This window comes from uncultured Odoribacter sp. (genome assembly GCF_937966165.1).
Classification (GTDB): domain Bacteria; phylum Bacteroidota; class Bacteroidia; order Bacteroidales; family Marinifilaceae; genus Culturomica.
This window is the reverse complement of sequence record NZ_CALCLB010000016.1, coordinates 247,294-274,240: the sequence shown is the minus strand read 5'-3', so window position 1 is coordinate 274,240 and position 26,947 is coordinate 247,294. Positions and strand designations below refer to the sequence as shown.

The 26,947-nt window shown below is 43.1% G+C and carries 22 protein-coding genes and 1 pseudogene; 13 read left to right on the top strand and 10 right to left on the bottom strand.

Features of this window, described 5'->3' with window-relative positions:
- Positions 1 to 4: 4 nt before the first annotated feature.
- The 6 genes and pseudogenes from Q0465_RS07830 to Q0465_RS07805 form a co-directional block, all read right to left on the bottom strand.
- Positions 5 to 532 carry a methylated-DNA--[protein]-cysteine S-methyltransferase gene (locus Q0465_RS07830; protein ID WP_298614861.1) on the bottom strand — a complete coding sequence of 176 codons (528 nt, stop codon included), beginning with the start codon at positions 530 to 532 and terminating at the stop codon, positions 5 to 7.
- 90 nt (positions 533 to 622) lie between these two features.
- Positions 623 to 760, bottom strand: a pseudogene (locus tag Q0465_RS07825) (Ada metal-binding domain-containing protein); the annotation flags it as partial.
- A gap of 172 nt (positions 761 to 932) precedes the next feature.
- Positions 933 to 1,331 (bottom strand): antibiotic biosynthesis monooxygenase, encoded by a 399-nt coding sequence (locus Q0465_RS07820; RefSeq protein WP_298614762.1) that lies wholly within the window; start codon positions 1,329 to 1,331, stop codon positions 933 to 935.
- A gap of 29 nt (positions 1,332 to 1,360) precedes the next feature.
- Positions 1,361 to 2,011: a FadR/GntR family transcriptional regulator gene (locus Q0465_RS07815; RefSeq protein ID WP_298614760.1), complete on the bottom strand. Its 651-nt coding sequence runs from the start codon at positions 2,009 to 2,011 to the stop codon at positions 1,361 to 1,363.
- A 420-nt stretch (positions 2,012 to 2,431) separates the two neighbouring features.
- Positions 2,432 to 2,647 carry a hypothetical protein gene (locus Q0465_RS07810; RefSeq protein ID WP_298614758.1) on the bottom strand — a complete coding sequence of 72 codons (216 nt, stop codon included), beginning with the start codon at positions 2,645 to 2,647 and terminating at the stop codon, positions 2,432 to 2,434.
- A gap of 12 nt (positions 2,648 to 2,659) precedes the next feature.
- Entirely contained in the window at positions 2,660 to 3,466 is an 807-nt protein-coding gene (locus Q0465_RS07805) for a KilA-N domain-containing protein (RefSeq protein WP_298614756.1), read from the bottom strand.
- A 466-nt stretch (positions 3,467 to 3,932) separates the two neighbouring features.
- Between Q0465_RS07805 and Q0465_RS07800 the strand changes: the two genes are divergently transcribed.
- The 8 genes from Q0465_RS07800 to Q0465_RS07765 all read left to right on the top strand — a co-directional run bounded on the left by Q0465_RS07800 (position 3,933) and on the right by Q0465_RS07765 (position 14,513).
- Positions 3,933 to 4,472 carry a flavodoxin family protein gene (locus tag Q0465_RS07800; RefSeq protein ID WP_298614755.1) on the top strand — a complete coding sequence of 180 codons (540 nt, stop codon included), beginning with the start codon at positions 3,933 to 3,935 and terminating at the stop codon, positions 4,470 to 4,472.
- A gap of 6 nt (positions 4,473 to 4,478) precedes the next feature.
- Positions 4,479 to 5,732 (top strand): DUF418 domain-containing protein, encoded by a 1,254-nt coding sequence (locus Q0465_RS07795; protein ID WP_298614753.1) that lies wholly within the window; start codon positions 4,479 to 4,481, stop codon positions 5,730 to 5,732.
- Positions 5,729 to 7,150 (top strand): MATE family efflux transporter, encoded by a 1,422-nt coding sequence (locus Q0465_RS07790; protein ID WP_298614751.1) that lies wholly within the window; start codon positions 5,729 to 5,731, stop codon positions 7,148 to 7,150. The genes Q0465_RS07795 and Q0465_RS07790 overlap by 4 nt, the downstream gene beginning before the upstream one ends.
- Positions 7,151 to 7,271: 121 nt before the next feature.
- Positions 7,272 to 7,724: a cyclophilin-like fold protein gene (locus tag Q0465_RS07785; protein WP_298614748.1), complete on the top strand. Its 453-nt coding sequence runs from the start codon at positions 7,272 to 7,274 to the stop codon at positions 7,722 to 7,724.
- A 12-nt stretch (positions 7,725 to 7,736) separates the two neighbouring features.
- Positions 7,737 to 8,432, top strand: a complete 696-nt coding sequence (locus Q0465_RS07780) for a flavodoxin family protein (protein ID WP_298614745.1) — start codon at positions 7,737 to 7,739, stop codon at positions 8,430 to 8,432.
- 20 nt (positions 8,433 to 8,452) lie between these two features.
- Positions 8,453 to 9,319, top strand: a complete 867-nt coding sequence (locus tag Q0465_RS07775; RefSeq protein ID WP_298614744.1) for a DUF3737 family protein — start codon at positions 8,453 to 8,455, stop codon at positions 9,317 to 9,319.
- Between the two features lie 11 nt (positions 9,320 to 9,330).
- On the top strand, positions 9,331 to 10,500 hold the full coding sequence (locus Q0465_RS07770) for a MalY/PatB family protein (RefSeq protein ID WP_298614741.1): 1,170 nt from the start codon (positions 9,331 to 9,333) through the stop codon (positions 10,498 to 10,500).
- An 872-nt stretch (positions 10,501 to 11,372) separates the two neighbouring features.
- Complete coding sequence (locus Q0465_RS07765; protein ID WP_298614739.1) at positions 11,373 to 14,513, top strand: ATP-binding protein; 3,141 nt, start codon at positions 11,373 to 11,375, stop codon at positions 14,511 to 14,513.
- A gap of 586 nt (positions 14,514 to 15,099) precedes the next feature.
- On the opposite strand, the gene Q0465_RS07760 is transcribed toward Q0465_RS07765, so the two are convergent.
- Together Q0465_RS07760 and Q0465_RS07755 are read right to left on the bottom strand one after the other, a co-directional pair.
- Positions 15,100 to 17,577 carry a TonB-dependent receptor gene (locus tag Q0465_RS07760; protein ID WP_298614737.1) on the bottom strand — a complete coding sequence of 826 codons (2,478 nt, stop codon included), beginning with the start codon at positions 17,575 to 17,577 and terminating at the stop codon, positions 15,100 to 15,102.
- A 343-nt stretch (positions 17,578 to 17,920) separates the two neighbouring features.
- Entirely contained in the window at positions 17,921 to 18,082 is a 162-nt protein-coding gene (locus Q0465_RS07755) for a hypothetical protein (RefSeq protein ID WP_298614735.1), read from the bottom strand.
- Positions 18,083 to 18,207: 125 nt separating this feature from the next.
- Here Q0465_RS07755 and Q0465_RS07750 point away from each other — a divergent pair, with 125 nt between their 5' ends.
- Entirely contained in the window at positions 18,208 to 18,900 is a 693-nt protein-coding gene (locus Q0465_RS07750; RefSeq protein WP_298614733.1) for an NAD-dependent deacylase, read from the top strand.
- Between the two features lie 32 nt (positions 18,901 to 18,932).
- Positions 18,933 to 20,345 carry a 23S rRNA (uracil(1939)-C(5))-methyltransferase RlmD gene (gene rlmD / locus Q0465_RS07745; protein ID WP_298614731.1) on the top strand — a complete coding sequence of 471 codons (1,413 nt, stop codon included), beginning with the start codon at positions 18,933 to 18,935 and terminating at the stop codon, positions 20,343 to 20,345.
- Between the two features lie 262 nt (positions 20,346 to 20,607).
- Here the strand turns inward: rlmD and Q0465_RS07740 are convergent, their stop codons facing one another.
- A complete protein-coding gene (locus Q0465_RS07740) occupies positions 20,608 to 21,096 on the bottom strand; it encodes a Dps family protein (protein ID WP_298614729.1) in 489 nt (162 codons plus the stop codon).
- Positions 21,097 to 21,243: 147 nt separating this feature from the next.
- Between Q0465_RS07740 and crcB the strand changes: the two genes are divergently transcribed.
- The gene (gene crcB, locus Q0465_RS07735; protein ID WP_298614727.1) at positions 21,244 to 21,618 is read left to right on the top strand and encodes a fluoride efflux transporter CrcB; all 375 of its coding nucleotides are present in this window, start codon (positions 21,244 to 21,246) and stop codon (positions 21,616 to 21,618) included.
- 206 nt (positions 21,619 to 21,824) lie between these two features.
- On the opposite strand, the gene Q0465_RS07730 is transcribed toward crcB, so the two are convergent.
- Positions 21,825 to 24,131, bottom strand: a complete 2,307-nt coding sequence (locus Q0465_RS07730) for a DPP IV N-terminal domain-containing protein (protein WP_298614725.1) — start codon at positions 24,129 to 24,131, stop codon at positions 21,825 to 21,827.
- Between the two features lie 189 nt (positions 24,132 to 24,320).
- Between Q0465_RS07730 and Q0465_RS07725 the strand changes: the two genes are divergently transcribed.
- Both Q0465_RS07725 and pckA read left to right on the top strand, forming a co-directional pair.
- Positions 24,321 to 24,869 (top strand): DNA alkylation repair protein, encoded by a 549-nt coding sequence (locus Q0465_RS07725; RefSeq protein ID WP_298614722.1) that lies wholly within the window; start codon positions 24,321 to 24,323, stop codon positions 24,867 to 24,869.
- 152 nt (positions 24,870 to 25,021) lie between these two features.
- Complete coding sequence (pckA, locus tag Q0465_RS07720; protein ID WP_298614720.1) at positions 25,022 to 26,629, top strand: phosphoenolpyruvate carboxykinase (ATP); 1,608 nt, start codon at positions 25,022 to 25,024, stop codon at positions 26,627 to 26,629.
- Positions 26,630 to 26,947 lie beyond the last annotated feature (318 nt).

The following is a 26,947-nucleotide window of genomic DNA, read 5'->3' as shown; positions in this document are numbered from 1 at the left end:
GGATCTACCATAACCCGGTTCCCACCGTTTTAGAACACTCCAACTCCAATAGCCCCCTTTTGGCATCGAGGCCACCGCCGTAGCCCGTGAGTTTATGATTACTGCCGATTACCCGGTGGCAGGGCACAAAGATAGAGATGGGATTGGTGGCATTTGCCGATGCGACTGCACGCACAGCCTTTGGGTTATGGATGCGGCGGGCAAGTTCGCCATAAGACAGGGTCGTTCCGTATGGTATTTTCATCAGTTCTTCCCATACGGTGCACTGAAATTCCGAACCGGTAAAGACAACGGGAATGTCGAATGTCTTACGGCGTCCGGCAAAATATTCTTCGAGTTCCCCGATCGCCCGTTCGATGGTGCCGGAAGTTCCCTCTTCATACTTCGCATTCAGATGCCGCTGTATGCGGCGGTCTATCGTCGCGCGGCGTTTCTCCACCGCCCAGTCACAAATACATAGCTTATCGCCGTAAGAACCGACAAGCATATCGCCCACGGGCGATTGATACCGTGTAATCTTTATAGTTTCCATATTGTTCCTTTTATGGTTATAATATTCTTTCATACATACTTTACATGGTCTGTATCCGGCTTGTAAGGCTTCCTCAAGCGTGTCGTAAAACACGATGTTCCTTTCCAGAGGCTTTGCCGGACAATCCGGTGTGCAGACGATTTTCGTTGTTCTGACGGCAACGAAGAATTTACCGCGATAATTCGCGTCTCTATTTCTTACCGCTTTTATCTTTTCTTCTGTTTTCATCGTACTTGTTGTTGGTCGGTGCATAATCTTTCATTCCCTCTATCGCGCCTCCGGCCACAGCCCAGAAGTAAAGGCTGGCTATCGAAGCATAAGGCGAGAACCGCTTTTTATATCGGTCGAACAGTTGCCTGTTTTTAAATAAGACACCTCTGTCTCATTATAAACAAAAATATTACAGTCGGTCATCAGCTTGCTTATTGCGGAAATATTTATTGGAGTCCGCCGGAGCCTCATTCCGGTTGGAATCATCGTATTCCCTTACGACAGACGCAACGGTGATTCGGTAACTTTCAAAAAGTCTTTCACGCCCTTCCGATTGATTCATGCGGTGGTGAAGTTCATTGCGCCACTTTTTGACGGCTTCTTCGTTCTCCCATACATTCAGCGACAGCAGCTTGCCTTCTTCATTCAGACTGCCGAACCGTTCGGAACGAATAAAACCCTTCGCATCCGAAAGCAACGGTTTTAATCGGGCGGCAAGTTCAAGATAACGTACCTTGCCCTCTGCCGTAGACGTTACTTCAAAAAGAACGACCACTTTTTCGTTGCCGTTTTCTGTATTCTTTATCATTTGTCTCTATGTTTTTAGTTGTTTCCGTCCTATGGTTCTTCTACAATCTTTGCTGCCATTTTCCGGGCGTTTTTCAAATCACCTGCGATGATGTATCTCAATAACTTCTCGTGAGAAGTTTGTGAATTGACGAAGCAATCCGTACTGTCATAAATGCGATTGAATTCGGAAAGCAGATGAGCGGAAGCAGAACGGTAAATGTCTGCCAGTATCCGGTTGCGAGTGGCATCGGCAATGGCGATGTGAAAATTCAGGTCGGCTTCGATACATTCTTTCAACAAGCCGTTTTTCGCATTCGTTTTTCTTGCTTCAAGAGAGGACTGCATTCGTTCTATATCTTTTTCCGTTCTCCGGGCCACGGCTTTCTCCACGATTGCAATATCCAATATTTTCCTCACTTCATCGAGTTCCGTCCGGTCGGCATTTCTCATTTTTATGCTGCCATCATCATTATCAGACGGTTCGGCGACAAATGTCCCCGAACCTTGCCGGACTTGGACAACACCCATATTTACCAACAATTTTACCGCTTCACGGATGCTCGACCTTCCGACTCTGAAAGTTTTCATCAACTCCGGTTCGGTTGGGAGCTTATCTCCAATTCCATAGACACCTTCCGTGATTTGTTGTCTCAACTGCTCGGCAACCATATCCGCCAAAGACTTCTTTTGTATAATCATATATCTACCTCTGTTTTATTCATCATATCATCAGATGATTTACAAAAGTATATATTTTTATCTGACAGGCAAAATATTCGGTGATAATATTTTGAGATATTGATGTTTTACACCGCAAAACGCAAACAAAAAACTTGATTATTTGATAGACTATTGATTACAACATCTTGACACTTACGTTAGCTATATTGATAATGTCAATTTTTGTGGAATATATTTGGGGGATTTTCTCATTCTTTTCCAGGAATATTATTGCCTTTGTCCCTTGAATGTATAGAAATATTTAACCCATCATAAATATCTGCATCATAAACAAAATTACCGACTTTATAATCTGTGCTCATATCCTTTATTAATTTTTTTCACACGTATTACGGTATTTACCAGCAAATAGCCTTTTCCCTCTTTCTGTATAATACTTTATGAAATCACCTTTACGAGAGATGTACGTATCCCGATTGTGTTCATATTGTTTCCATAGAGCAGTTCCGCCTCTTCGTTGTACCAATCTGTCCAGGAAGCGTTGTGCCTAGTCAGGACAATAGGGAACAATTGCCATAATTCCCCCAATAACATTTCCGAAAGTAATCTGCTTTCATTTCTGTCCGTGTACCCGTACTCCTTGCTTTGTCCCATAATACTTTATGCTCATTTTAGTAACTTACGACTGCTATTATCACCACTTTCCAATATACTCATTTGATGAATGGCTATTTGGTTTAGCTTAACAAGACGCTCTCTTTGTGTCATATTCTGTTCGATGAACACGGCATTCAGGTTCTCCATATTCGACAAGCAGATAAGTTCGTTGATAGTAGCATAATCCCGAATATTACCTTTCAGTTCGGGATTGGCTTCTCTCCATTGTTTTGCTGTCATACCAAACATCGCCACGTTCAGCACGTCAGCTTCATTGGCATAAATAATACTTGATTGTGCCGGTGTGACTTCTGCCGGAATAAGGTTTTGCTTTATGGCATCAGTGTGTATGCGGTAATTGATTTTCGACAATTCACGTTTTGCTGACCAACCGAGCAACCTTTGTTCTTCAGTCTTTAGCCGCTGGTATTCCTTAACCAGAAGTAATTGGAATTTAGGAGAAATCCACATACCAAAATGATATGCTATATCCCGATGTGCATAGGTGCCACCGTAGCGACCAGCCTTAGAACGGATGCCGATTGCATTGGTTCGTTCTATCCACGTTTTCACCGAAAGCACGAAATTGTTGCTTCCTGCCGCATTTTTAATTGTACCGAATTCGGTACAATTAAAATCAGGGTTATACAGCATTTCCCATTCGCCAAGATATTCAATAGTGCTTTTAAGGCTAAGCCAACGGAAGATGATATGCTCCTGCAGTTGGCTTCGTGCCATGTCTGTAAGGCTGATGTAGTCTTCTTCATTGTACTTGACAACGCTGATATCTGTATTTTGAACGGTAATTTTTGCCATTGTAATCGATGCATTGAGTTTCAACCATAAAGGTCACTATAATTTGCGAGATTATATCCTTTTTAATGGACTATTTACAAAGATGGATGCAGATTTTACGATAACAAGCATTGTTCTTTCAGATAATTATTCACTCTTTATAAGCATAAAGAGTTATTTGACAGCATAGCATAGTAATCCACTAAAATTCAGACTGTTACTAAACCGGTTACTAAATCGTTACCTCTATTTCTCAAATATTCCGCTAAAAGTTTATTCCTCAATCGCTTAAGTTAGACCAATGAAAATCTAAAATAAGATGGTTATGTATAGAAGAGATTTTCTGCCACCGTATGCCTTGATGTATAAAGAAATACGTTTGTTTCTGTAATTGAGGTCATAACAGGTAAGAACATCTGTAATTTGTCTACAAGGGAAATAGTTCCTTTGCCCGAACTTTGCCAATGAAAAACAAAAATAAAAGAATGTGGCAAAGAAAGTTTTGATTTTATCATCCAGTCCGCGTCGCGGAGGAAATTCCGACAGGCTTTGCGATGAATTCATGCGTGGAGCAGCGGAGAGTAATAACGAGGCGGAGAAAGTATTTCTCCGGGATAAGACAATACATCCTTGTTTGGGATGCAGTGCATGCAGTCAATACCACAAGCCCTGTCCGCAAAAAGACGATGCTGCTGAAATTATCGGCAAGATGCTGAAAGCCGATGTAATCGTAATGGCTACTCCCGTTTATTTTTATGCGATGAGTGCGCAGATGAAAACTCTGATCGACCGTTGTTGCGGTCCTTATACGAAAATGAAAAACAAGGAATTTTATTTCATTGCCACCGCAGCAGAGGAAAATCCGGCGATAATGGAACGTATCGTAGCCAATTTCAAAGGGTTTCTCGATTGTCTGGAGTACCCGACAATAAAAGGCACACTGTTTTGCGGAGGCGTCTGGCATCCGGGAGAAATAAAAGGAAAGCCAGTTTTGCAAGAAGCATACGGGATGGGACGAAGTATATAGGATATTATGAAAAGGAAGGATCTCATTGCTGAAAATACGGCTATTCCCGTAAAGCCGACCGAACGGTATGCCATACTCGACATCCTGCGCGGATTGGCTTTATTGGGTATTGCACTGGCCAACTTTCCGGAGTTTTCTTTGTATTCCTTTCTTCCGGCCAAAGCGGCGGATGCAATGTCTACAGCCGGAATCGACTGCATCGTACATTACTTGCAATACATCTTCATCGACGGCAAATTTTACACGATATTCTCGCTGCTGTTCGGCATTGGCTTCTCAATTATCATCGCCAATGCAATGAGAAAAGGTGCCGATGGATTCCGTATTTTCTACCGGCGGATGTTTGTTTTGCTGTTGATCGGTTTTCTGCACCTGATGTTTCTCTGGAGTGGTGATATACTGATGTTATACGCATTGCTGGGTATGCTACTGCCACTATTCCGCAACGCATCGAACCGGGCGTTGTTGAGATGGACTTTCGCTTTGTTGGCAATTCCCGTGGCAGTGGACTTTATCGTGGAGTTCTTTGGCATTTACCCGTCAGCACCGGTCGTGGAACTTCAACAGTTCTATTGTGCTAAATATGGTATTACGGACGAGAATTTCGCTTTTTGGTTGCGTGATGCGGAACATTACGGCGGAACATTCGAGTTTCTGATTCAAGGTGCGTTGGTACGTGTGCAGGAGTTTATCGACGGAAACCGTTACTTCAAGGTCATGGGATTGTTCCTTTTGGGTTTTTATATCGGGCGCAATCGCTTTTATACTGATTTGGAAAGCCGTAAGCCACAACTAAAGCGTATAGTACGTTACGGATTCATCATCGGGCTGCCGTTGTCATTTCTCTATGCGTGGAGCGCGATGAATAGCCGTCCGTGGGGATCGGGCACACACGCCGTACTCTATTTTGTCAGCGTGTTCCCGCTGGGTTTCGCATACGTGGCCGGCATCTGTCTTTGCTTTCTCCATTGTCCGCAGTGGAAGGTTTTTCGTTTTTTCTCAATACCGGGGCGTATGGCACTTACCAATTATATCAAGCAATCCGTATTCGGTATGTTGCTCTTCTACGGAATAGGGTTCGGTTTCGGAGCCGGTGTGGGACTGGCTTATGTTGTTCTGATTGCTGCCGGAGTATGGATTGTGGAAGCATTGTTCAGCGGTATGTGGCTGCATCATTGCCAATTCGGGCCATTGGAATGGATATGGCGGATGCTGACTTACGGGAAAGTATTCAGACTCGTCAAAGAACGGAACGAATGATGGTGCAGGCAGGGAAAACAGAAGGTCTGCTGGCGCTGATCCGTGAGGGTAAGCCAATGACACTGAAACAACAGTTACGTCTGACAGTGCAACTCAGTATTCCGGCTGTCATCGCGCAATTATCCTCCATTGTCATGCAATATATCGATGCGGCGATGGTGGGAAGTCTTGGTGCCGAAGCGTCCGCTTCCATCGGGTTGGTTTCAACGACGACCTGGCTTTTCTGGGGGCTGTGCGTGGCTGCCGCTACGGGATTCTCCGTACAGGTAGCGCATAAAATCGGCGCAGGCGATATGCGGGGCGCACGTGCGGTGTTGCGGCAGTCGCTGACGGCCACACTTGTTTTCAGCTTGTTGTTGGCAGCACTCGGTGCGGCAATCAGCGGTGCGCTACCCGATTGGCTGGGAGGTGATATTTCCATTCGTCATGAAGCGACGCTTTATTTTTGTATCTTCTCACTCTTTCTGCCTGCCTTGCAGATGAATTTCCTTGCAGGCGGCATGTTGCGGTGCAGCGGCAATATGCACGTGCCGAGTGTGGCGGGCGTGGCGATGTGCATACTGGATGTCGCATTCAATTTCTTTCTGATTTTTCCTTCACGCGAATGGAATGTAGCGGGCGTCTCCTTTACTGTGCCGGGCGCAGGACTGGGCGTGGGCGGCGCGGCATTGGGTACGGTCGCCGCCGAAGCGGTAATTGCCGGAATATTGCTGTGGTATCTTTGGAATCGTTCCGATGAATTGAAGCTGACCGGAGAACCAGGCTGTTTCCGGCCGCAAACAACGACTTTGAAAAAGGCTTTTCGTATCGGCTTCCCGATGGGTATGGAGCATATCGTTATTTGTGGCGCGCAAATTATGACGACGGTTATTGTGGCTCCGCTGGGAGTCTTCGCCATCGCAGCCAATTCGTTTGCTATTACGGCTGAAAGCCTTTGCTATATGCCCGGTTACGGGATTGCCGATGCCGCCACGACATTGGTCGGACAAAGTTTCGGTGCCGGACGTTGGAGATTGACTCGTAGTTTCGCCCGCATTACGGTATTCATGGGCATGGGTATCATGGGGTTAATGGGTGTAGTCATGTATTTATTCGCACCCCAGATTATCGGTTTGATGACTCCCGTTGAGGAAATCCGGCAATTGAGCGTGATGGCCCTGCGTATCGAGGCGTTTGCCGAGCCGATGTTTGCAGCCTCGATTGTCGCATACGGTGTCTTTATCGGGGCGGCTGATACCCTTATGCCGTGTCTGATGAATTTTTTCAGCATCTGGGCAGTCCGTCTGTCATTGGCCGCGTTGCTCGCTCCGGCATTGGGGTTGAAAGGGGTATGGATTGCCATGTGTGTCGAATTGTGTTTCCGGGGTGTGATCTTCCTTGTCCGTCTGAAGTGGGAACGATGGATGAAAAAAGTATGAGATGACTTCTGTAATTGGGGTTATACAACCTGTAATTCGTCTACTGAGCCGCTTTACAATCTCTTGTAACTTTGCAATATGAACAAAATAAGAAATAGTAATCATTAAAATTACATCCGTTATGAGACAGATAATCGTTTTAACCGCTGCTTTCCTCTCTCTCTTCGGTCTGACGGAAAGTCCGGCGCAAACCCATCAAAGCAATCGAAATGATGTTTCTATGAATAGCGAAATCAGAATCAGCATAGGTGATACCCACTATACGGCTACACTGGAAGACAACTCGACGGCAAGGGCTTTTGCAGCTTTGCTTCCCGTGACAGTCACCATGACTGAAATGAACGGAAACGAGAAGTATTACAACCTAAGCGGTAACCTGCCGGCCAATCCATTTCGTCCGGGCACTATTCACGCAGGTGACCTGCTTTTGTGGGGAACGAATACGGTTGTTCTTTTCTATGAAACCTTTTCATCGGGTTACAGCTATACCCGTTTAGGGGAAATAGCCGATCCCGATGGATTGGCCGCTACACTTGGCCGTGGCAATGTGAAAGTTACTTTCTCTCCACAATAATAATGTCTGCAGATGGAAAGAAGAAATTTCATAAAGAACAGTTTGCTGACAATCGGAGGATTAATGCTTGGAGGGGCTGCCGCATTCAGATACAAAAAAGAACAAGAAATGAAAGATGATTTTTTGCCTCCTGCCATTGAAACAGTACATCAGGGAGCAGGAAGGAACGTACTCGTACTGATGAGTGCCGGAACAAGACACGGAAATACGGACCGGCTGATGGATGCTTATATCAAAGGGTTAGTAGAAAAAAATCATACCGTGACAAAAGCCTATTTGGGTAGCATAAGGCTGGAAGGATGCCGTGGATGCGGGGCCTGTCAAAGGAACGGCCACCGTTGTGTCGTGCAGGACGGTATGCAGCAGATTTATCCACTGTTTGCGGCGTGCGATACGGTGGTCATGGCTTCGCCCCTCTATTTCTGGACAATAACCTCACGTCTGAAAGCCTTTATCGAACGCTTGTATGCCATATCGGTAGAAGACAAATATCCGGTCAAAAACACGGTACTGCTGATGACAGCCGGGGATGACGGTGAGGCCACCTTTAATCAGGCTTTGGGCTATTTCCATATCATCAGTGGTGTATTGGGAGGACAAGAGGCAGGAACTTACCTTGCCGGAGGTTGTACAGGATGTGAGAAGACGGCACGCAACATTGCGCCTGAACATCTTGATAATGTGTACCAAATGGGATTGAATTTATAATAATTTATTTGATAAATAATATGCAACAGATTAAAAACAAAGAATTTGGAGGTGAACGTCCTTTGTTCGGGTCCCACGATCTCCGTTTGGAGAATGTGATTATCCGGACCGGTGAATCGGCTATCAAAGAGTGTAGCAACATAGAAGCGTCCGAGTGTCGCTTTGAGGGTAATTATCCTTTCTGGCATGTACATGGCTTCAAAATAGACCGTTGTTATTTCGATGTCGGAGGTCGCTCGGCTTTGTGGTATTGCGACCACCTGAAGATGACCGACACGATAATTGATGCACCGAAAATGTTCCGTGAGATGAGCGAAATCGACATCGAGAACGTAACGATGAACGATGCCGATGAGGTATTCTGGCGTTGCAACGGTATCCGCATCAAGAATCTCAAATTACACGGAGGTACCTATCCTTTCATGTTCAGCAACGACATCTATGTGGATGGGCTGGAAAGCGACAGCAAGTATGTATTCCAGTATGTAAAGAATGTGGAGATTCATAACGCCAGGATTACGACAAAGGATGCTTTCTGGGAGGTGGAGAATGTCACCATCTACGATTCCGAGCTCAACGGCGAGTACCTCGGCTGGCACTCTCATAACCTGCGTCTGGTGAACTGTCACATCACCGGCGAGCAGCCCCTCTGCTATGCACACGACCTTGTGCTGGAAAACTGTACCTTCGATCCCAAATGCGACCGGGCATTCGAATACAGTACGTTGCAAGCCGATATACGTGGGACGATTACGAATATCAAGAATCCGATGTCGGGACGTATTGTAGCGGACGAGTTCGGTTCGGTGACGATTGACGAGAACATCAAGGCTCCTGCCGATTGCGAAATTCGTCTCAGGGATGAGTGTACCTGTTTCAGTGATTAAAGCGAAAAGGCATGAAATACAACTTTGATAAACTAATTTCACGGCGAGGGACCGATTCTTATAAATGGGACAGCGCAAAGAACGAGGAAGTATTGCCGATGTGGGTGGCTGATATGGATTTCCATACAGCCCCCGCAATCGTCGATACCCTGCGCCGCCGGGTGGAGCATGGTATCTTCGGCTATACCCGTGTACCCGACAGTTACTACGAAGCTGTTACGGACTGGTTCGCACGTCGTCACAATTGGACAATTGACCGTGAATGGATTATTTATACCTCTGGGGTAGTACCAGCCGTATCGGCAATCATTAAAGCATTAACCACACCGGGCGACAAAGTGTTGGTACAAACCCCTGTGTATAACTGTTTCTTTTCGTCCATCCGCAATAACGGATGTGAAATCGTAAGCAGCCCTCTGTTGAAAACGGGCGATACATACAGAATAGATTACGACGATTTGGAACAAAAGGCGGCTGATGAAAAGGCTAAAGTGATGCTGCTCTGTAATCCTCACAATCCTGCGGGACGTGTATGGACGAGAGAAGAGCTGATGCGTGTCGGAGATATTTGCTTACGGCATGGTGTAACGGTCGTGTCGGATGAAATACATGGCGAGTTGGTATTTCCCGGATATATCTATACGCCTTTCGCATCATTGTCGGACGGGTTTTTACAACATTCTGTAACTTGCATTTCACCGAGTAAAGCCTTCAATATTGCAGGTTTGCAGATTGCCAACATGGTCTGTGCAGACGAAGAAATGCGTAGAAAGATAGATAAGGCTATCAACATTAACGAGGTGTGCGATGTGAATCCTTTTGGTGTCATAGCCACGATAGCAGCATATAACGAGGGAGAGGAATGGTTAAGGCAACTGCTGGAATACCTGTATGAAAATTATATCCGTATGCGGGATTTCTGCCGGGAATATTTGCCGGATTTTCTGATTACGAGGTTGGAAGGTACTTATCTGGTATGGATGGACTGTCGTAAACTGAAAAGAACTTCGGAAGAATTGGAGAAAGTGTTGATTGAAGAAGCCGCGCTACACCTGAATGCAGGATCGATGTACGGAGTGGAAGGTGAAGGATTCATGCGTTGGAATATTGCCTGTCCCCGTGCAAGACTGTTAGACGGGCTGGAGCGGTTTCGACAACACGCTCTGCTCCTTCTGCAATGAAGAGAACGACCGCAAAGCCGTTTTCCGCATTCCGCGTTATGTACGTATCTGCCTGCATGTCTTATGCGAATATATCCCGAAAGAGGAAATGCCGGAAAGTTGCGCCCCCAATTCGGTTTTTGCATATCGTCATAGGATATATCGACGCGGAGTGGGACATTACGGCGCTTCTTGTCCGTCGAAGCTCTTTACGAGCAAACAACGTTAGACGGGAGTAGTTATCGAATTGGTGGAGAGGACATCGAGCGACGCAAGGGCGACAACCACCCATTTCCTCGAAAAAATGCGCGAGGGCCTGAACCTGCGGATGCAACGCGACGATGAAAAAGAGCAGGAGCGGCGACGCTGATTAAATAATGCGGATAGAAAATTCTGTCCGCATTTTGCATAAACTCAATTGTCGATTTTGCTATTTCCAAGAAAATTACTACACTTGCATAGAGTTGTTCGACGAGATGCAAAGCGCAGCAGCTCAACGCAGTTACACAGTTGCCCAATCGTTACCGGCAACTTTCTTTCTCTCAACTTCACACTGTCATTCAGACAGATACACGAAAGTTTCTTATCCAATGAAAAGATAATACAAGATACGTAAGTCTGCTGCAAGGAGAGACGGTAAAGCCGTTTTTCAATAAATTTTACTCTCCTTACGTTACAAGCGTATTTAAAAGTTTTACTCTGACAAAAGCAGTCATCTTCCAAGCCCGTCTTGATATAATGCGCATTAATATCACTGTAAATATCATTCTTAACAATTAAAATAAATTAATATTGCCGTTGAAGATTCAAAAGATTAAATTTCAGATAAAAGCAAACTGGATTATGGAATTATTTATATTTTTGTAATGCTGCTGTATTCAAAACATTAATTAATGAGATTCATATTACGAAACTCCGCCCTGCGTCTGCGGATTTTATTTCTGATTGTGAGTATTATGTTCGTCAGGACGATTCAAGCCCAGGACGATCAGACGTTTAATCTCCAAAACGATTATCTGTTGGTCATCAATACTTATATTGCGGATGCCCCATGGAGCAATGCCCTGATAGAACCCATCCAGAGATGGGTCTCTGTCAAGCGCGATGTAGCCGTTTTCGTAGAACATCTCAATATGCTGTTTATAAACGATACCGCAGAATTCAATATGGTGACAGACTCGCTTTTCGGTAAATATGCAGAGAGGGCTCCGAAAAGCGTGCTATTGCTCGGAAACGCTGTCTTACCGCTGAGAGACAAGATCCGCGCCCATTGGGGTGATATACCGTTAATTCTCTGTGCGGAAGAGGATTTTTTCGGCCCCGATTCGTATTATATCAACCGGCATGCGATACCTGAGGAAGAACGCGTGCCACTCACCGCACTCGCAGACAGTTACAACATGACAGTCTTGCAGACAAAAATGTTTCCACGGGAAAATGTGGAACTGCTAAAACGAATGATTCCCGGATTGAAAGAGGTGTTGCTTATCGGAGACGGACGTTATGTAAACCAACAATTGGATTACGACACAAGGCGCATGATAAAGCAGGAATATCCGGAACTTACATACCGTTTCCTGTCAGCTGCAGATATATCTTTGGAGGAATTGATGACTTTACTGAGAAAGACCGATACTACTTCGACCGGAGTACTTTTTTCCTCGTGGTTCCAAAAATCGGATATAGCCGGAATTCCCGTACTCAATGCAAATTCATTTCGTGTAATCGCCAACCTTGATGTACCGGTCTTCGCCCTGAAAAATGCCGTTATGGATAACAGTGGTATGGTCGGAGGTTGTTTTTACGACAACAGCATTTTCGAAAACCATTTAAAACAGACTGTTTTATCAGTCCTAGCAAATACTTCCCCCCGGGAAATTCCTTTTTTCATACCCTCGGAAGCCATTCCTACCTTCAATTACCCTTCGCTGTTGCTAAAGGGAATCTCTGTGGATAAATGCCCTCCGGGCAGTCTCTTCGTTGACAGGCCACAGTCTTTCTACCAACAGTATAAAGGCTTAATTATAGCTATTCTGGTAACAGTACTGATAATTTTTATATTCCTGTACCAACGCATCCGGACGCTGAAAATCCTCAATGAAGCACAGCAACAGCAAATGGCAATAAGCCGTGAATTAGCGAACCTCTTTGACAATATGCCCGTCAGTTACATGAAGGCAAAACTGCTACGCGATGCTTCCGGAGAGATTGCCGATATGGAAATCCACCTGACAAATAACCGCTTTACTGCGAATTTCGTTGGTGAGGTAAAACCGGATGATTACCGGGCAAACGATATTTTCGGCGCGGATCTGCACCTTGCACTGCGTTTGGCAGATATGGCGGACTCAGAAAAGAGAGCTGTCACCTATACCCAATATTTTTCCAAACAGGACTTCTTTCAGAACATCGTGATAACCCCTGCTACACAAGAAGGGTATGTAGATGTATATTATGTCGATGTGACGGAATTGCATAACGCCCAGCAGAAACTCGACAATATAAATCACAAACTGGCAATGGCACTCGATGTTGCCAATATTGTACCCTGGAACTGGAATTTACGCGAGCACAAGATTCTTTGCGACGTAAACCGCCCGATTGAACTGAGCGATGCGGGCCATCAAGTGGATGCAGAAAAATTATCGGTTCCGGACACACAGTATTTTTCCAAAATTCATAAGGAAGACCGCAAGCGGGTAGAACGGGCTTATAGTGATCTGATCGAAGGCCGTATGGACAAAGTGTGCGAGGAATACCGGGTCGTAACACACGATGAGACCGGATACAAGCTCGATTGGGTTGAAGCGAAAGCTACAGTAGAAAAGCGTGATGCCGACGGTAAGCCGCTTACTTTGGTCGGTTCTTCTCTGGTGATCACCCAACGGAAAAGGATGGAACAGGAGCTGATCGATGCGCGCGACAAGGCCGAAGAATCGAACCGTCTTAAATCTGCGTTCCTCGCCAACATGAGCCATGAAATACGCACACCTCTGAATGCTATCGTCGGATTTTCAGGACTGCTCAATTCGGCAGATCATACGGAAGAACGGGAAGAATATGTTAAAATCATCGAGAATAATAACGAATTGCTGCTTCAGCTTATCGGAGACATACTCGACCTGTCGAAAATTGAAGCCGGCACGCTGGAATTTACAAAGACCCCCGTTGATGTAAACGCATTGATTGAGGAAACCGTCAGATCGTTGCAACTACGGGCCGAATCCAAGGGGCTCTCAATCACCTTCAAGGACCGGCTGCCCGAATGTTCCATTCTCACAGACCATAACCGACTGAATCAGGTACTGATCAATCTGATAACCAATTCAATTAAATTTACCAAGAAAGGGAGTATCACGGTCGGCTATACGTCGGAGAAAAACGGTCTGCTTCGTTTTTACGTAACGGATACAGGATGCGGTATCGCACCGGACAAACAGGCCGATATTTTCATGCGTTTTGTCAAATTGGACAATTTCGCACAGGGAACAGGACTCGGTTTATCAATTTGCAAAACCATCGTAAACCGAATGGGAGGCGAAATTGGCGTGGAATCCGAGCCGAGCAAAGGATCAACTTTCTGGTTCACGGTCTGCAATGAGCCAGTCAAACTCGATAAAAAACAGATTAAGGAATATACGCTTCAAGCGGTAACAAAAGACCAAGTAACGATTCTTATCGCTGAAGACAACGTCAGCAACTTCAAACTCTTCGAAACGATCCTCAGAAAGGATTACCATATCCTTCACGCGTGGAACGGAGAGGAAGCCGTGGAATTATTTAAGACCCATAATCCGCATATCGTGTTGATGGATGTAAATATGCCTGTTATGGACGGATATGAAGCAACGGAGGAAATCCGCAAGATTTCGGCCGACGTTCCTATCCTCGCGGTTACAGCCTATGCCTATGCCTCGGACGAACAGCGGATTCTCAGCAAAGGATTCGACGGATACACTGCCAAACCGATTAACCCTACTATACTGCGATCGAAGATCGTCGAATTACTCAGCAAAAAGTTGATACTGCTGTAAGCAGGCCAGATTGTCGGGAATATATTCTTTTATTCGTCAAATTCAGATGGTATATTTATACACTAAGGGTAAATTATCAGCTTCTAATTTTGTAATTTACTATTGATTAAAGGAGGAAACAGAGAAAAAGAATCTAAAATTACAGCAAAAATGCGTTGAAACAGAAAATTAAATATCAATAATGTATTTTTGATTTTAAGTCCCCAATATTACATTCACATAGGCTATTTGATGATTTACAAAACACAGAGTCCCCTGCAGCTAAGTTGTCACCAAATCGTTACGAACAACTTTCCCAATCCATATAAAAATGTGTTATTCAAATAAATACGCGAAATTTTCTCTCTTAGGCAAAGAGAAGGATTATTTTCACACCTTTACCTTACTTTCTCCTTTATTTAATTGTTTTAACAAAGGTTCTTCCGCTAAAATCCTCCAAAAACAGAGAACAAAACACAATATTTTATACCCTTATTTCAAAGTCATGCACTTCCGGCCTGCTTACTATTTACCTGAAACTCTCTGTTGAAAAGTGTCAGAGACAAATTCAGAATCACCTAAAACGAGGTCCGTCCGCCAGAGGCGATTAAAAACTATCCTCCATCTGATTCATCATATTGCTATCTTCCCGTGTTCGTTGCTGATTCCGATTCCGGGAAAGTTTCATATTTCCGAAGCTATATGTCAGCGTAAAATTAACAGTGCGTCCGGTACGCCAATTTTCTGCATACTGCCTGAAACCGTCTCCGGAAGTTTCCGTCTTCCATTTCCGGGAATCCAGGATATCCCGCCCACTGATGCTCAAACTCAACTTCCGGTCTAAGAAAGCTTTCCGGATTCCGGCATCCAAACGGTAATTCGCTTTCCGGTATCCCTGAGCAATCAACTGTTTAGAATCATAACTTCCCGTCAATTGTAAGGAAAAAGAAGCCGGAAGTGAAAAATTGGCAATCATCTTTGCATTCCAGGAAAAATCTTCATTGGTTTCTCCGGTAACCGGTTTATCAGCTCCCAGGGGAAGGTAGGAAAAGCCATCCAATTTATTGTAATAAAGATTTATTGTAGTCGTCAGGTCCAGTATCCGTGAGAAATTATTTTTAGCCACAAACTCTGCTCCGGCGGATTGAGACTTGGAGACGTTCTCAAAAGTGGATTTCATTACTTCCCCTTCCAGATAACGAATTCGCTGTATTACATCATTCGTATTGCGGTAATAAGCAGATACCGATAACGTATGGTTATCCCAGTTTTTGATATAATTAATTTCAAAAGCATTGGAAAATTCCGGATCCAGACGGGGATTTCCAAAAGAAATATTCGTTGAATCGGTAATATTAACAAAAGGATTCAGCTGATGTCCCCAAGGACGGGAAATCCTACGTGTATAATTGACCTGCAATTCATGCCCGGCCGGCAACTCATAGGACAAAAACACACTTGGGAAAAGACTGAAATAATCATCTTTATAAGCCGGAACATCTTCTTTTTTCTGTTCATACCCAAGCGATTTGGTATTGGTATGAGAATATTCTCCCCGTATACCCGCCTGAAATCCGAACTTATTGATCCGGCCCGCATAATTGACATAAGCTGCCTGAATATCCTGATCATAATAAAAACGGTTGAATAGTGCTTTATCCGGACCAGCCTCTTCTGCTGTCTCTCCGGAATACGTTTCTACAGGACTGTTCTGATGAGAAAATGTGGCTTTATAACCCGCTTCCAGTTTATTGCTTTCACTAAAAGCATTCACATAATCAGCCTGCAATTCCCAGCTAGTCGACCGTACATCGCTTTCCTGACGTTGATAGGAACGAACTTCCCGGTCATTTTCATAAAGGGAAGTCTGGGAATAAATACTATTCCCGTCCATATTCCAGGGATTCCAGGAAGCTGTTATATCCAGATTACTCGTTTTACTGAAATCATGTTTATATCCTAACTCCAGGTTTCCCCCCCGCATTTTGTTTTCAGAATCCGAAGCCCTCAGACTGGTTATAAATGAACCCGGTATATTACTTTCGTAATCGATCAGTCCTTTCTGTTTCCGGTTCCCAAATATCCCGAAAGCGGCCAGATTTAAATGATCCCGGGAGGTGAGGTGGTAAGTGCCCCCTGCCCTCAGAAATACCGGTCCCCCATGTCCGTCATTATCCGACGTCTGATTCAAATAAGACACCGGATTACCTGTTTCGTCCAGGTTTGTCCGATTTGAAATACCGCCTCCATCTGATATTCTCTTCCGGTATCCCAGATTAAAATAAGCATCCACTTTGCCGCTATTGTAATTTATATTTCCGCTCGTATTCCATCCCCCCCGGGTGTCCACCCCTGCTTGTACACTTCCGTAATAACCGGCTTTCCGGTTTTCTTTTAAAACGATATTGATGATACCGGAAGTTCCTTCCGGGCTGTATTTTGCAGAAGGGTTCGTAATTACTTCAATGCGTTCAATACTTTCCGCCGGCATCTGCTCCAAGATCTGAGCCCGGTTGTCGGCAGACAAACCGGAAGCTTTTCCATTAATCCATACCGTCACACTGGAACTTCCCCTCAGAGAAACTTCTCCGTCATTGTCAACATCTACAGAAGGGATATTACTCAGTACATCGCTTGCCGTCCCTCCGGTAGAAGAAATATTCTCATCTACATTAAAAACTTTTTTATCGATCTCAAACTTCATCTGCGAGCGTTGACCCGTCACTTTTACTTCTCCCAGCATCTGAGAATCTTCCTCCAAAGGAATAATCCGGAAATTGACATTCTGATCGGGAGAAGCAATGGTAAAGTTCTTCTCAAACGTCCGGTAACCGATAAAAGAGATACTAAGTACATAGTCGCCCGCTTCTAATTTACCCAATTGAAAAACGCCCTGATTATCTGTCACAGCTCCTGTTAAAGGCACTGTAGACCCGTCTTTTCTGACACTCACATTTACAAACTGCATCGCTTCTCTTGTCCTGGCATCGATTACTTTTCCTTTAACCGTTTCCAATTGCCCCGATACAGCAAAACCAGGCATCGCTAAGGATAAAAACAAAACAACTAAAACTAAATTTCTCATTTTACTCTTTTACTTATTATCTTCCCTTTCGGGAGATTCTCCTACATTTCAACAGAACCATTCCTATGACTCTTTTTATCTCCAAAGGTTTAGTTCTTCAGGAGTTTTCTTTTATTAAAATTCGGTTAATTTTTTCTTAATGCTTTCCAGCAGTATTCCTTTATCTGAAACGGCAAAGATAACCTATTCTTCAGAGATTAAATTAAATCACAAGCAATTCTTATTCCGGTTATCCTTTTAAAATATCTTCATAAACATTCGTCTCTTTCCAGCACGAATTATAAGCGCGGATAACAGCTTCCGTACCTGCCATCAATCGTTTGACCTCTTTTTTTGGTTTACGTTATCCCGGATCCTTTCCAAACGGTATGCCTTTTGTATTTTCCCGGAATACCGGATAATGGCCCTCCGTCCCTATCCTTCGTCTATATCCTCTTTCCCATGCTTCTTTCAACAGAGCTGACCCGGCAAATCCACTGGCTCCGATATGGACAATTTTCCTCATAAAATTCTTTTTCCCAACATTTTACGTAAAAAGAAGAGAGAAGTTATGTCACCCTTTCAATTTCACTATCCTCCTAGGAATATCCTTTATTTTTACTAATTTTGTAGGGTCTAAAGGTAAGAATTATGATGAAACTGATTATTTTAACCGGAGCCGGCATGAGTGCAGAAAGTGGTATTAAGACTTTCCGGGACAGCGATGGTTTATGGGAAAACTACCGAATCGAAGATGTCTGTACCCCGGAAGCATTGGAAAGAAATCCGGAATTGGTAAATCAATTCTACAACGAAAGAAGAAAACAGCTCTATGCCGCACAGCCCAATAAAGGACATACGGGATTGGCAGAACTGGAAAAATACTTCGATATCCGAATTATTACTCAGAATATTGACGATTTACACGAAAGAGCCGGTAGCAGTAAAGTATTGCATTTGCATGGGGAACTAAAAAAAGTAAGAAGCAGCAAAAACCCGGATCTGATATACGACCTGGAAGGCTGGGAATTAAAACCGGGCAGTCGGGGTGAAGACGGTTCTCTTTTACGCCCGCACGTAGTATTTTTCGGAGAAGCCGTCCCCCATATCGAACCTGCCATACAACTTGTAAAACAAGCAGATGTATTTGTTATTATCGGGACTTCTCTTGCTGTCTATCCAGCAGCCAGCCTTTTGAATTATGCTCCGGAAAATATTCCTATTTTCGTAATCGACCCTAAAATACCGCAACAAGCAAGGAATTATAAATTTCATTTAATTGAAAAAGGAGCTTCTGAGGGCGTCGCTGAATTACAGAGAATTTTATTAGCTGAAACGTTCTGAATACCACAATATTAAAATTTTATCATTGTTTCATGGGAAGAGGGAAAAAACCATTACTGGAAAACGTAGAAATCCGGAAAATTGCAGCAGAAGGCAAATCCATTGCTTATATAGATGAAAAAGTCTTATTTGTCCCCAATACTGTCCCAGGCGATATTGTAGACGTACAAGTAACCCGGAAACGCAAAAGCTTCCTCGAAGGTTTTATCGTAAAAACCCATAAGTTATCGGAATGGAGAACCCCGCCATTCTGTTCACATTTTGGAGTCTGCGGAGGATGTAAATGGCAGAATTTACCCTATGAAAAACAAACCGAATTTAAACAACAGGAAATAATTGATAATTTACAACGGATCGGGAAAGTACAATTACAAAACATTTATCCCATTATCGGTTCTGAAAAAACCCGGGAATACCGCAACAAACTGGAATTTACTTTCAGTAACAAACGTTTTCTGACCCGGGAAGAAATCGGAGAAGATATTTCGATTGAGCGTACTCCTGCGATAGGATTCCATGTCCCCGGCCTATTTGATAAAGTCGTAGACATAGAAAATTGTCATTTACAGGGATACCCTTCCAATGAAATCCGGAATTTTATCCGGCAATATGCATTGGAAAACGGCCTTTCATTTTTCGACTTACGTAACCAAAACGGATTACTGCGGAATTTAATCATCCGTACAGCTTCCACTGGAGAAATCATGGTCATTTTAGCTTTCTTTTACGAAGAACGGGAAAAAAGGGAGAATTTATTAAATGCCTTAATCCGGGAATTTCCCCAGATCACCTCCCTGATGTACGTTATCAACGGAAAAGCCAATGATACTTTAACCGACCAGGAAATTATCTGTTATAGCGGGAAAGATCACATTTTTGAAGAAATGGAAGGGTTAAAGTTTAAAATCGGACCGAAATCTTTTTATCAAACCAACTCTGCACAAGCTTATCAGCTCTATAAACGTACTCGCGAACTGTCAGGACTGACAGGAAAAGAAGTTGTATATGATTTATATACGGGGACGGGGACGATTGCCAATTTTGTCGCACAACAGGCTGCCCGGGTTATCGGTATTGAATATATCCCGGAAGCCATTGAAGACGCAAAAATCAATTCTGCCCTTAATCAGATTTCCAATACAACGTTTTATGCGGGAGACATGAAAGATGTCCTGAATGCAGAATTTATTGCCCGTCACGGCCGGCCGGATGTCGTAATTACCGATCCTCCCCGGGCCGGTATGCACCCGGACGTAATCCGTACTATCCTCCAGGCAGACCCCGTACGGATTGTATACGTCAGCTGCAATTCTGCAACACAAGCCCGGGATATACAAATAATGGCTCCTTATTATGAAGTAAAAGCCGTACAACCTGTTGACATGTTCCCTCACACCCACCACGTAGAAAACATCGTTTTACTCGAAAAAAGAAAAGAGGAGTAAATCCTGTGTCCAAAAAAATTAATAAAACGAGAGGAGCCGAAATATGTGTTTTCGGACAACAATCCGGGTATTTCCTTACAGAATTTCTGCAGAATTTTCGGGGCAATGAATGTAAACCTCTGAATGACCTCCGCAAATCAAAACGGGGGTCCCATTTAGCAGCTGCCTGTCCGTCTGAAATACCATTCCTATCAATTGCCTTATCGGAAAACAAACACCCGGCCCTTCTTCATTTTACAAAAAGGATAATCTTTCTACACCTTTATTTTTCTAAATAGGCCCGGATCATCCAAGCCGTCTTCTCTTTTTTCTCAATCATATCTTCCAGGAAATTAGTCGTTCCGGCATCATCTGTTTCCTCCTCCTTTTCCAACTGCTCAATATCCTTACGGATTTCCCGGATCAAGGTATCATTGTCCTGACTCAAAATAGCTAACATTTCTTTTGCTTCGGGCAAAGGCTCTGAATCGCAATGTTCTTTAATCCGATTGTGCTCCAGGTAACCTTGTAAAGATCCGATCGGACGTTCATCCAACGAACGGATCCGTTCAGCTATATCGTCAATATCTTCAATTAATCCGTTATACAGTTCTTCCATAAAAATGTGATAAGAATGAAAACTTACTCCCTTCACATTCCAATGGTAATTCCAGGTTTTTGTCAACAGCACAAAATGGTCTGCCAACAAATTATTTAAAACCGTCTTACTGGCTTTTACAGCCTTCGGTTCCAATCCAATATTTGCTGCCATAATAATTTATTTAATAATTAAACACTTTTGATTATGACTATAAACGAATCCGGACAGCTTTTGTTGCAAAAACCCATAGAAATGAAAAGAGAAAGAAAAGATAATATAATTTTTAATTAAATTTACCTGTGTTTAAAATCATCAACTATGCTGATCAATATCCTGCTCGTCGGACTAGGTTCCATGTTCGGGGGAATTGCCCGCTACCTGTTGTCCGGTTGGGTCAAACAGCTTTTCCCGGGAATGTTTCCCTTCGGAACTTTCACGGTTAACCTTATCGGCTGTTTTATCATCGGCTTCCTAAGCGGACTTCTCCCCTCTTCCTCTCAGTTTACAACTCATCACCGGCTCTTATTTGCTGTAGGATTTTGCGGCAGCTTTACCACTTTTTCCACGTTCTCACTGGATAATCTGGAATTACTCACAGCTAAGGCTTACCTGCTTTTTTCTTTCAATATTCTCCTCAGCATATTCCTCGGTTTAACCGCTACCTGGGGTGGCTACCTGCTGGGAAAAAAGTAAAACCGGCCTTTCTCTTGGAAGGAATAGACAAACGCTTCTTCCGGAAGCTGATTACCCCTTAGCTGACAGAGGAAAGCGGAATCTCCGTTTAGTTTATAATCAGCTCCTTTTTCGCATATCAGCAAATTGACAAACAGCTTCCCGTCCAACAGAATGCCATCCACCGGAAAAAGGGACCGGTCAGGAAACAATCCTCTATTACAGGGTCAATTTCTCCGGTTAAAACCATCAATCTGGTAATAAGCATCCGCCCGGCTATCTCCCAATAAATATTTCGCAAAATGAAACCACATCTTTCTTTGATAAAAATCCCGTTGTACACCGCGGAATCCGTGTCTTTGTCCGGGCAATACCACCAGATCAAAATTCTTTCCGGCCCGGATCAACGCATCCGCCATACGGAATGTATTCCCGGGATGCACATTATTATCAAAATCCCCGGTAACCAATAAAAGATACCCCTTAAAATTCTTCGCCAATTCCTGGTTAGTAGGTACTTTTGTCCGGAAACCGATTTCTTCCTTTTCTCCTGCCACACTATCTTTCACCGTCTTTTTTATTTCCTTTACCCCATGATGGGTTTCTCCCCACCATTTATTATAAATGTTATTATCATGATTTCCCGCGGAAGAAACAGCCGCCGTATAAAAATCAGGATAAGTACAAAGGGCTGCCGTCGACATAAAACCTCCTCCGGAATGACCGAAAATGCCGACTTTCTTTATATCAATAAAAGGATAACGGTCGGCCAGTTGTTCTATACCATATTTATCATCTGCCAACGCATAATCCCTGAGATTATCGTATCCATACGTATGATACCACTTATCCCTTTGCGGACTTCCCCCCCTGTGCCCGAAATTGACAACAATAAATCCTACCTGGGCGAGGGCATTATTATATACCCCTGAAGGACTGAAATCCAAAATCTGGGCTTCTGTCTGAGGTCCGGGATAAACATAAGAAATAACAGGATAGCGACGGGTCGAATCAAAATCCGCCGGTTTCCACAGGACCCCGTATAAATCCGTCACTCCATCCTTTGCCTTTACCGTAAAACGTTCCGGCATTTTCCAACCCATTTCATACAACCTTTTTAAATCCGGACGAGCCAACTCCACTATCACTTTTCCTTTATTATCCCTTAAAACAGAACGGGGCTCCAAATCTACCCGGGAATAATTGTCTACAATATAACGGCAGGATTTGGGCATAGCTGTTTTATGGTTAGCATCTTCAGCCGTAAGTAAAGTTACCCCGTTAGCATCTATATCAGCCTTGTATATAAAAGAATAATAAGGATTTCTATCCTTTTCCCGTCCATATCCCTCAAAATAAAGAGTACGCCCCAGGGTGTCGATACCGACCACCTTCCCGGCTACCCATCTTCCTGAAGTAATGGGATTTTTCAAATTCCCTTCAGCATCATAATGATAAAAATGCCCCCAACCGGTACGTTCTGACCACCAGATAATATCTTTCCCTTCGTTCAAAAAAGAGAGCTGATACATCTGATCGTTAAAATAAGGTTTGGATTTTTCATTAATCAATACCTGAGATTCCCCTGTTTCTGTACTGGCTTTACAAACATCAAGTTCATCACAGGTCCGGCGACGCCGCTCAAAATAAATGCGGTCGGATTCCTTACCGGCCTGTACAACCCGCAAAGACTGGTCCTTCCATTTTTCAGTCTGGATTTTAATTTGCTTTCTCGTAGCAATATCAATCACAGTCAAATCATATTGAGGCACTTCTTTATCCCCAGCCATAGCATAACGGTATTCTTCCAGTTTAGGCCGTTCTGCCAATACATCGATCACCCATAAATCTTTCACCTTCCGTTCATCCGAACGTATTACATATAATTTTTTTGAATCTTCAAACCAACCGGCACGCGCCCATTGCCTTTTATTACTGGTATCCCGCTGATCGTATGCATAAGAAAAGAAAGGCTGGCCGTCGGTAGTCAACTGGATCTCCACCGAATCCTTATCCCCCTTCTTCATCACATACAGATTATGCTTCCGGGCAAAGACAATATAGGTACTGTCGGGAGAAAATGACATCCATTCGTTTTCTTTCTCTTTTTTTACAGAGTCTTTCCGGACCAGCTTCTGCGTATAAATGTCGTACTCATAATTAAAATCTCCCGTTTTAAACTGAAGGGTTTTCTCATCTTCTTTAAATTGAAGGTCTTTGACCGGTAACTGTCGGTAATTGTAAGGTTCGCTAGTCATTTTCGTCAGTTCTTCCGCCAGATACTCATTTTCGAATAAAAACCTTTTTTCTTTTTTAGCCGGATCCACAAAATAATATTTTGTCCCTTCTCCTGTTTTATAGGTATACCAAAACTTATCACTGTCTTTTAAAAAATGAGGTATGACCTTTAAAGAACCCACTTCCGCATCTATTTGTCTGAATTTTTCAGCCTGTACAAAATTAGCCTGCTGTGCCTGTACACTTCCGATAGAACAGCAAATTGCAAAACTTACGATTAATTTCCAAGTACGCATCTTTTAATCCAATTATTTAAACTCTATTTTTCTACTACATACTGATTTGACGAATAGTTTTTATCCTATTCCCTGTCTTTTCACAACTTAGCGTACAATTATAGACAAAAACAACGTAAAATCATTATTTTTGCAAACAAAAATTAGCAGTTTTTAAACAAATACCAGCATTTTTGAAATATTGTCTTTATGGAATATGCCGTATTATCCTCCGACACCCTGAAAACTTTCCGGGAAATACAAAAAAGAATCCGCCGGCTCCAAAACTGGGGAAGCATCGATAGTTTAAAGCATTTGGGTATCAATCCCGGCAACCAAGTCGGGGCCAGTTTCGTATCTTTGAAAAAACTGGCTTCCGGCTATTTTCCTAACGAACAAATAGCCTGTTTGCTATGGAATACACAAAGACGGGAAGAACAAATAGTAGCCTGTCTGCTACTTCCTAAAAAAATAAATAAAGAAAAAATTACACAATTAATACAGAGTTGTTGCAATTTTGAAATTGCAGAATATTTCGGGTCATTTTTCTTATACGATTTTGAAAATCTGTCAGAAATTGCCACGAAATGGATAAATTCTCCAAATCCTTTTATGCAAATCGCTGTTCTTACGGCATGCGCCAGACATCTGATTTTAAATAAATCCCGGACTGTAATTTCAAAGGAATTCTTTAACAGCATGATATCCAACAACTATAAAGATAAATATGTTCAATTAGTCGCCCAACGGTACCGTTAAAAGAGTTAAACCGGCGAACTGTTAATATTAATTAATGTTAAACCAGCCCTTTTAATTTAGATTTGCCTCCAGCAAATGAGAAATCTTTGTTACATTTGTACGGTTATTACGGAAAAAAAGTATTAATTAATCATTTAATATAAATTGCAATTATGGCAAAATTAGATTTAAGCATTTATGGGATTACCGGAGTAAAAGAAATCTTCCACAATCCTTCTTATGATGAATTGTTCAAAGCCGAAACCGATCCTTCGTTGACGGGTTACGAAAAAGGACAAGTAACAGAATTAGGAGCTGTCAATGTAATGACCGGAATTTACACCGGACGTTCTCCTAAAGATAAATTCTTTGTTAAAAATGAAGCCAGTGAAGACTCTGTATGGTGGACTTCCGAAGAATACAAAAATGACAACAAACCGACTTCTGAAGCGACCTGGTCTGTATTGAAAGATCTGGCTGTAAAGCAACTTTCCAATAAAAAATTATACGTAGTTGATACATTCTGCGGAGCAAATGAAAATACCCGTCTGAAAGTACGTTTTATCATGGAAGTAGCCTGGCAGGCTCATTTCGTAACCAATATGTTTATCCGTCCGACAGCTGAAGAACTGGAAAACTATGGTGAACCGGATTTTGTTTCCTTCAACGCAGCCAAAGCAAAAGTGGAAAACTTCAAAGAATTGGGTCTGAATTCAGAAACGGCAACCGTATTCAACCTGAAGACAAAAGAACAGGTTATCCTGAATACCTGGTATGGAGGGGAAATGAAGAAAGGTATCTTCTCTATTATGAATTACCTGAATCCGTTAAAAGGGATTGCTTCTATGCACTGTTCAGCCAACACCGATATGGAAGGCAAGAATACAGCTATTTTCTTCGGTTTATCCGGCACTGGTAAAACGACATTGTCCACAGACCCGAAACGGCTGCTGATCGGTGATGACGAACACGGCTGGGATGACGAAGGAGTATTTAACTACGAAGGCGGTTGCTATGCTAAAGTTATCAATTTGAGTAAAGAAGCTGAACCGGATATTTACAACGCAATCAAGCGGGACGCATTGCTGGAAAATGTAACTGTAGATGCAAACGGTAAGATCGATTTCAATGATAAATCCGTTACTGAAAATACCCGTGTTTCTTACCCGATCTACCACATCAAAAATATCGTAAAACCGGTTTCCAAAGGTCCGGCTGCTCAACAGGTAATTTTCCTGTCTGCTGATGCTTTCGGGGTATTGCCTCCTGTATCTATCCTGACTTCTGAACAGACGAAATATTACTTCCTGTCCGGATTTACAGCTAAACTGGCAGGTACTGAACGCGGTATTACAGAACCGACTCCTACCTTCTCTGCTTGTTTCGGTGCAGCATTCTTGTCATTGCATCCAACCAAATATGCAGAAGAACTGGTAAAGAAAATGGAAAAATCCGGAGCCAAAGCTTACCTGGTAAATACAGGCTGGAACGGTAGCGGTAAACGTATCTCTATCAAAGATACCCGTGGTATTATCGACGCCATATTGAACGGTTCCATTGATAAAGCACCGACCAAAACCATTCCTTATTTTAACTTCCTCGTACCGACAGAACTTCCGGGTGTTGATCCGAAAATATTGGATCCTCGCGACACCTACGAATGTGCTTGCAAATGGGAAGAAAAAGCCAAAGATCTTTCAGAACGTTTTATCAAAAACTTCAAGAAGTTCGAAGGCAACGAAATTGGGAAAGCATTGGTTGAGGCAGGTCCGAAATTATAATCTTCAAACAGTTTCGGCTGAAATATTAAAAAAGGCGTCTGGAAACAGATGCCTTTTTTAGGTTTAAATGTAAAAATGTTTAATTGTTGAAGTATGAAAAAGTGAAAAGGCAAAATTGTTTAAATGTGGAAAAGTAGAAAAGTAAAAAAACAAGGAGAGAAAGTTTTTCTGGCGGAACAAAAATGAAAAAAGATTTATTTTCAGCTTCCAAAGTTCAGGATAATCCTCTAACCAAACTACATTCATGAATCAGCAGACCGGTAGGGTAACCGGCAATCCGTCAAAAGTATCATCTCCCCCTCCCTCCCTCCAAACACC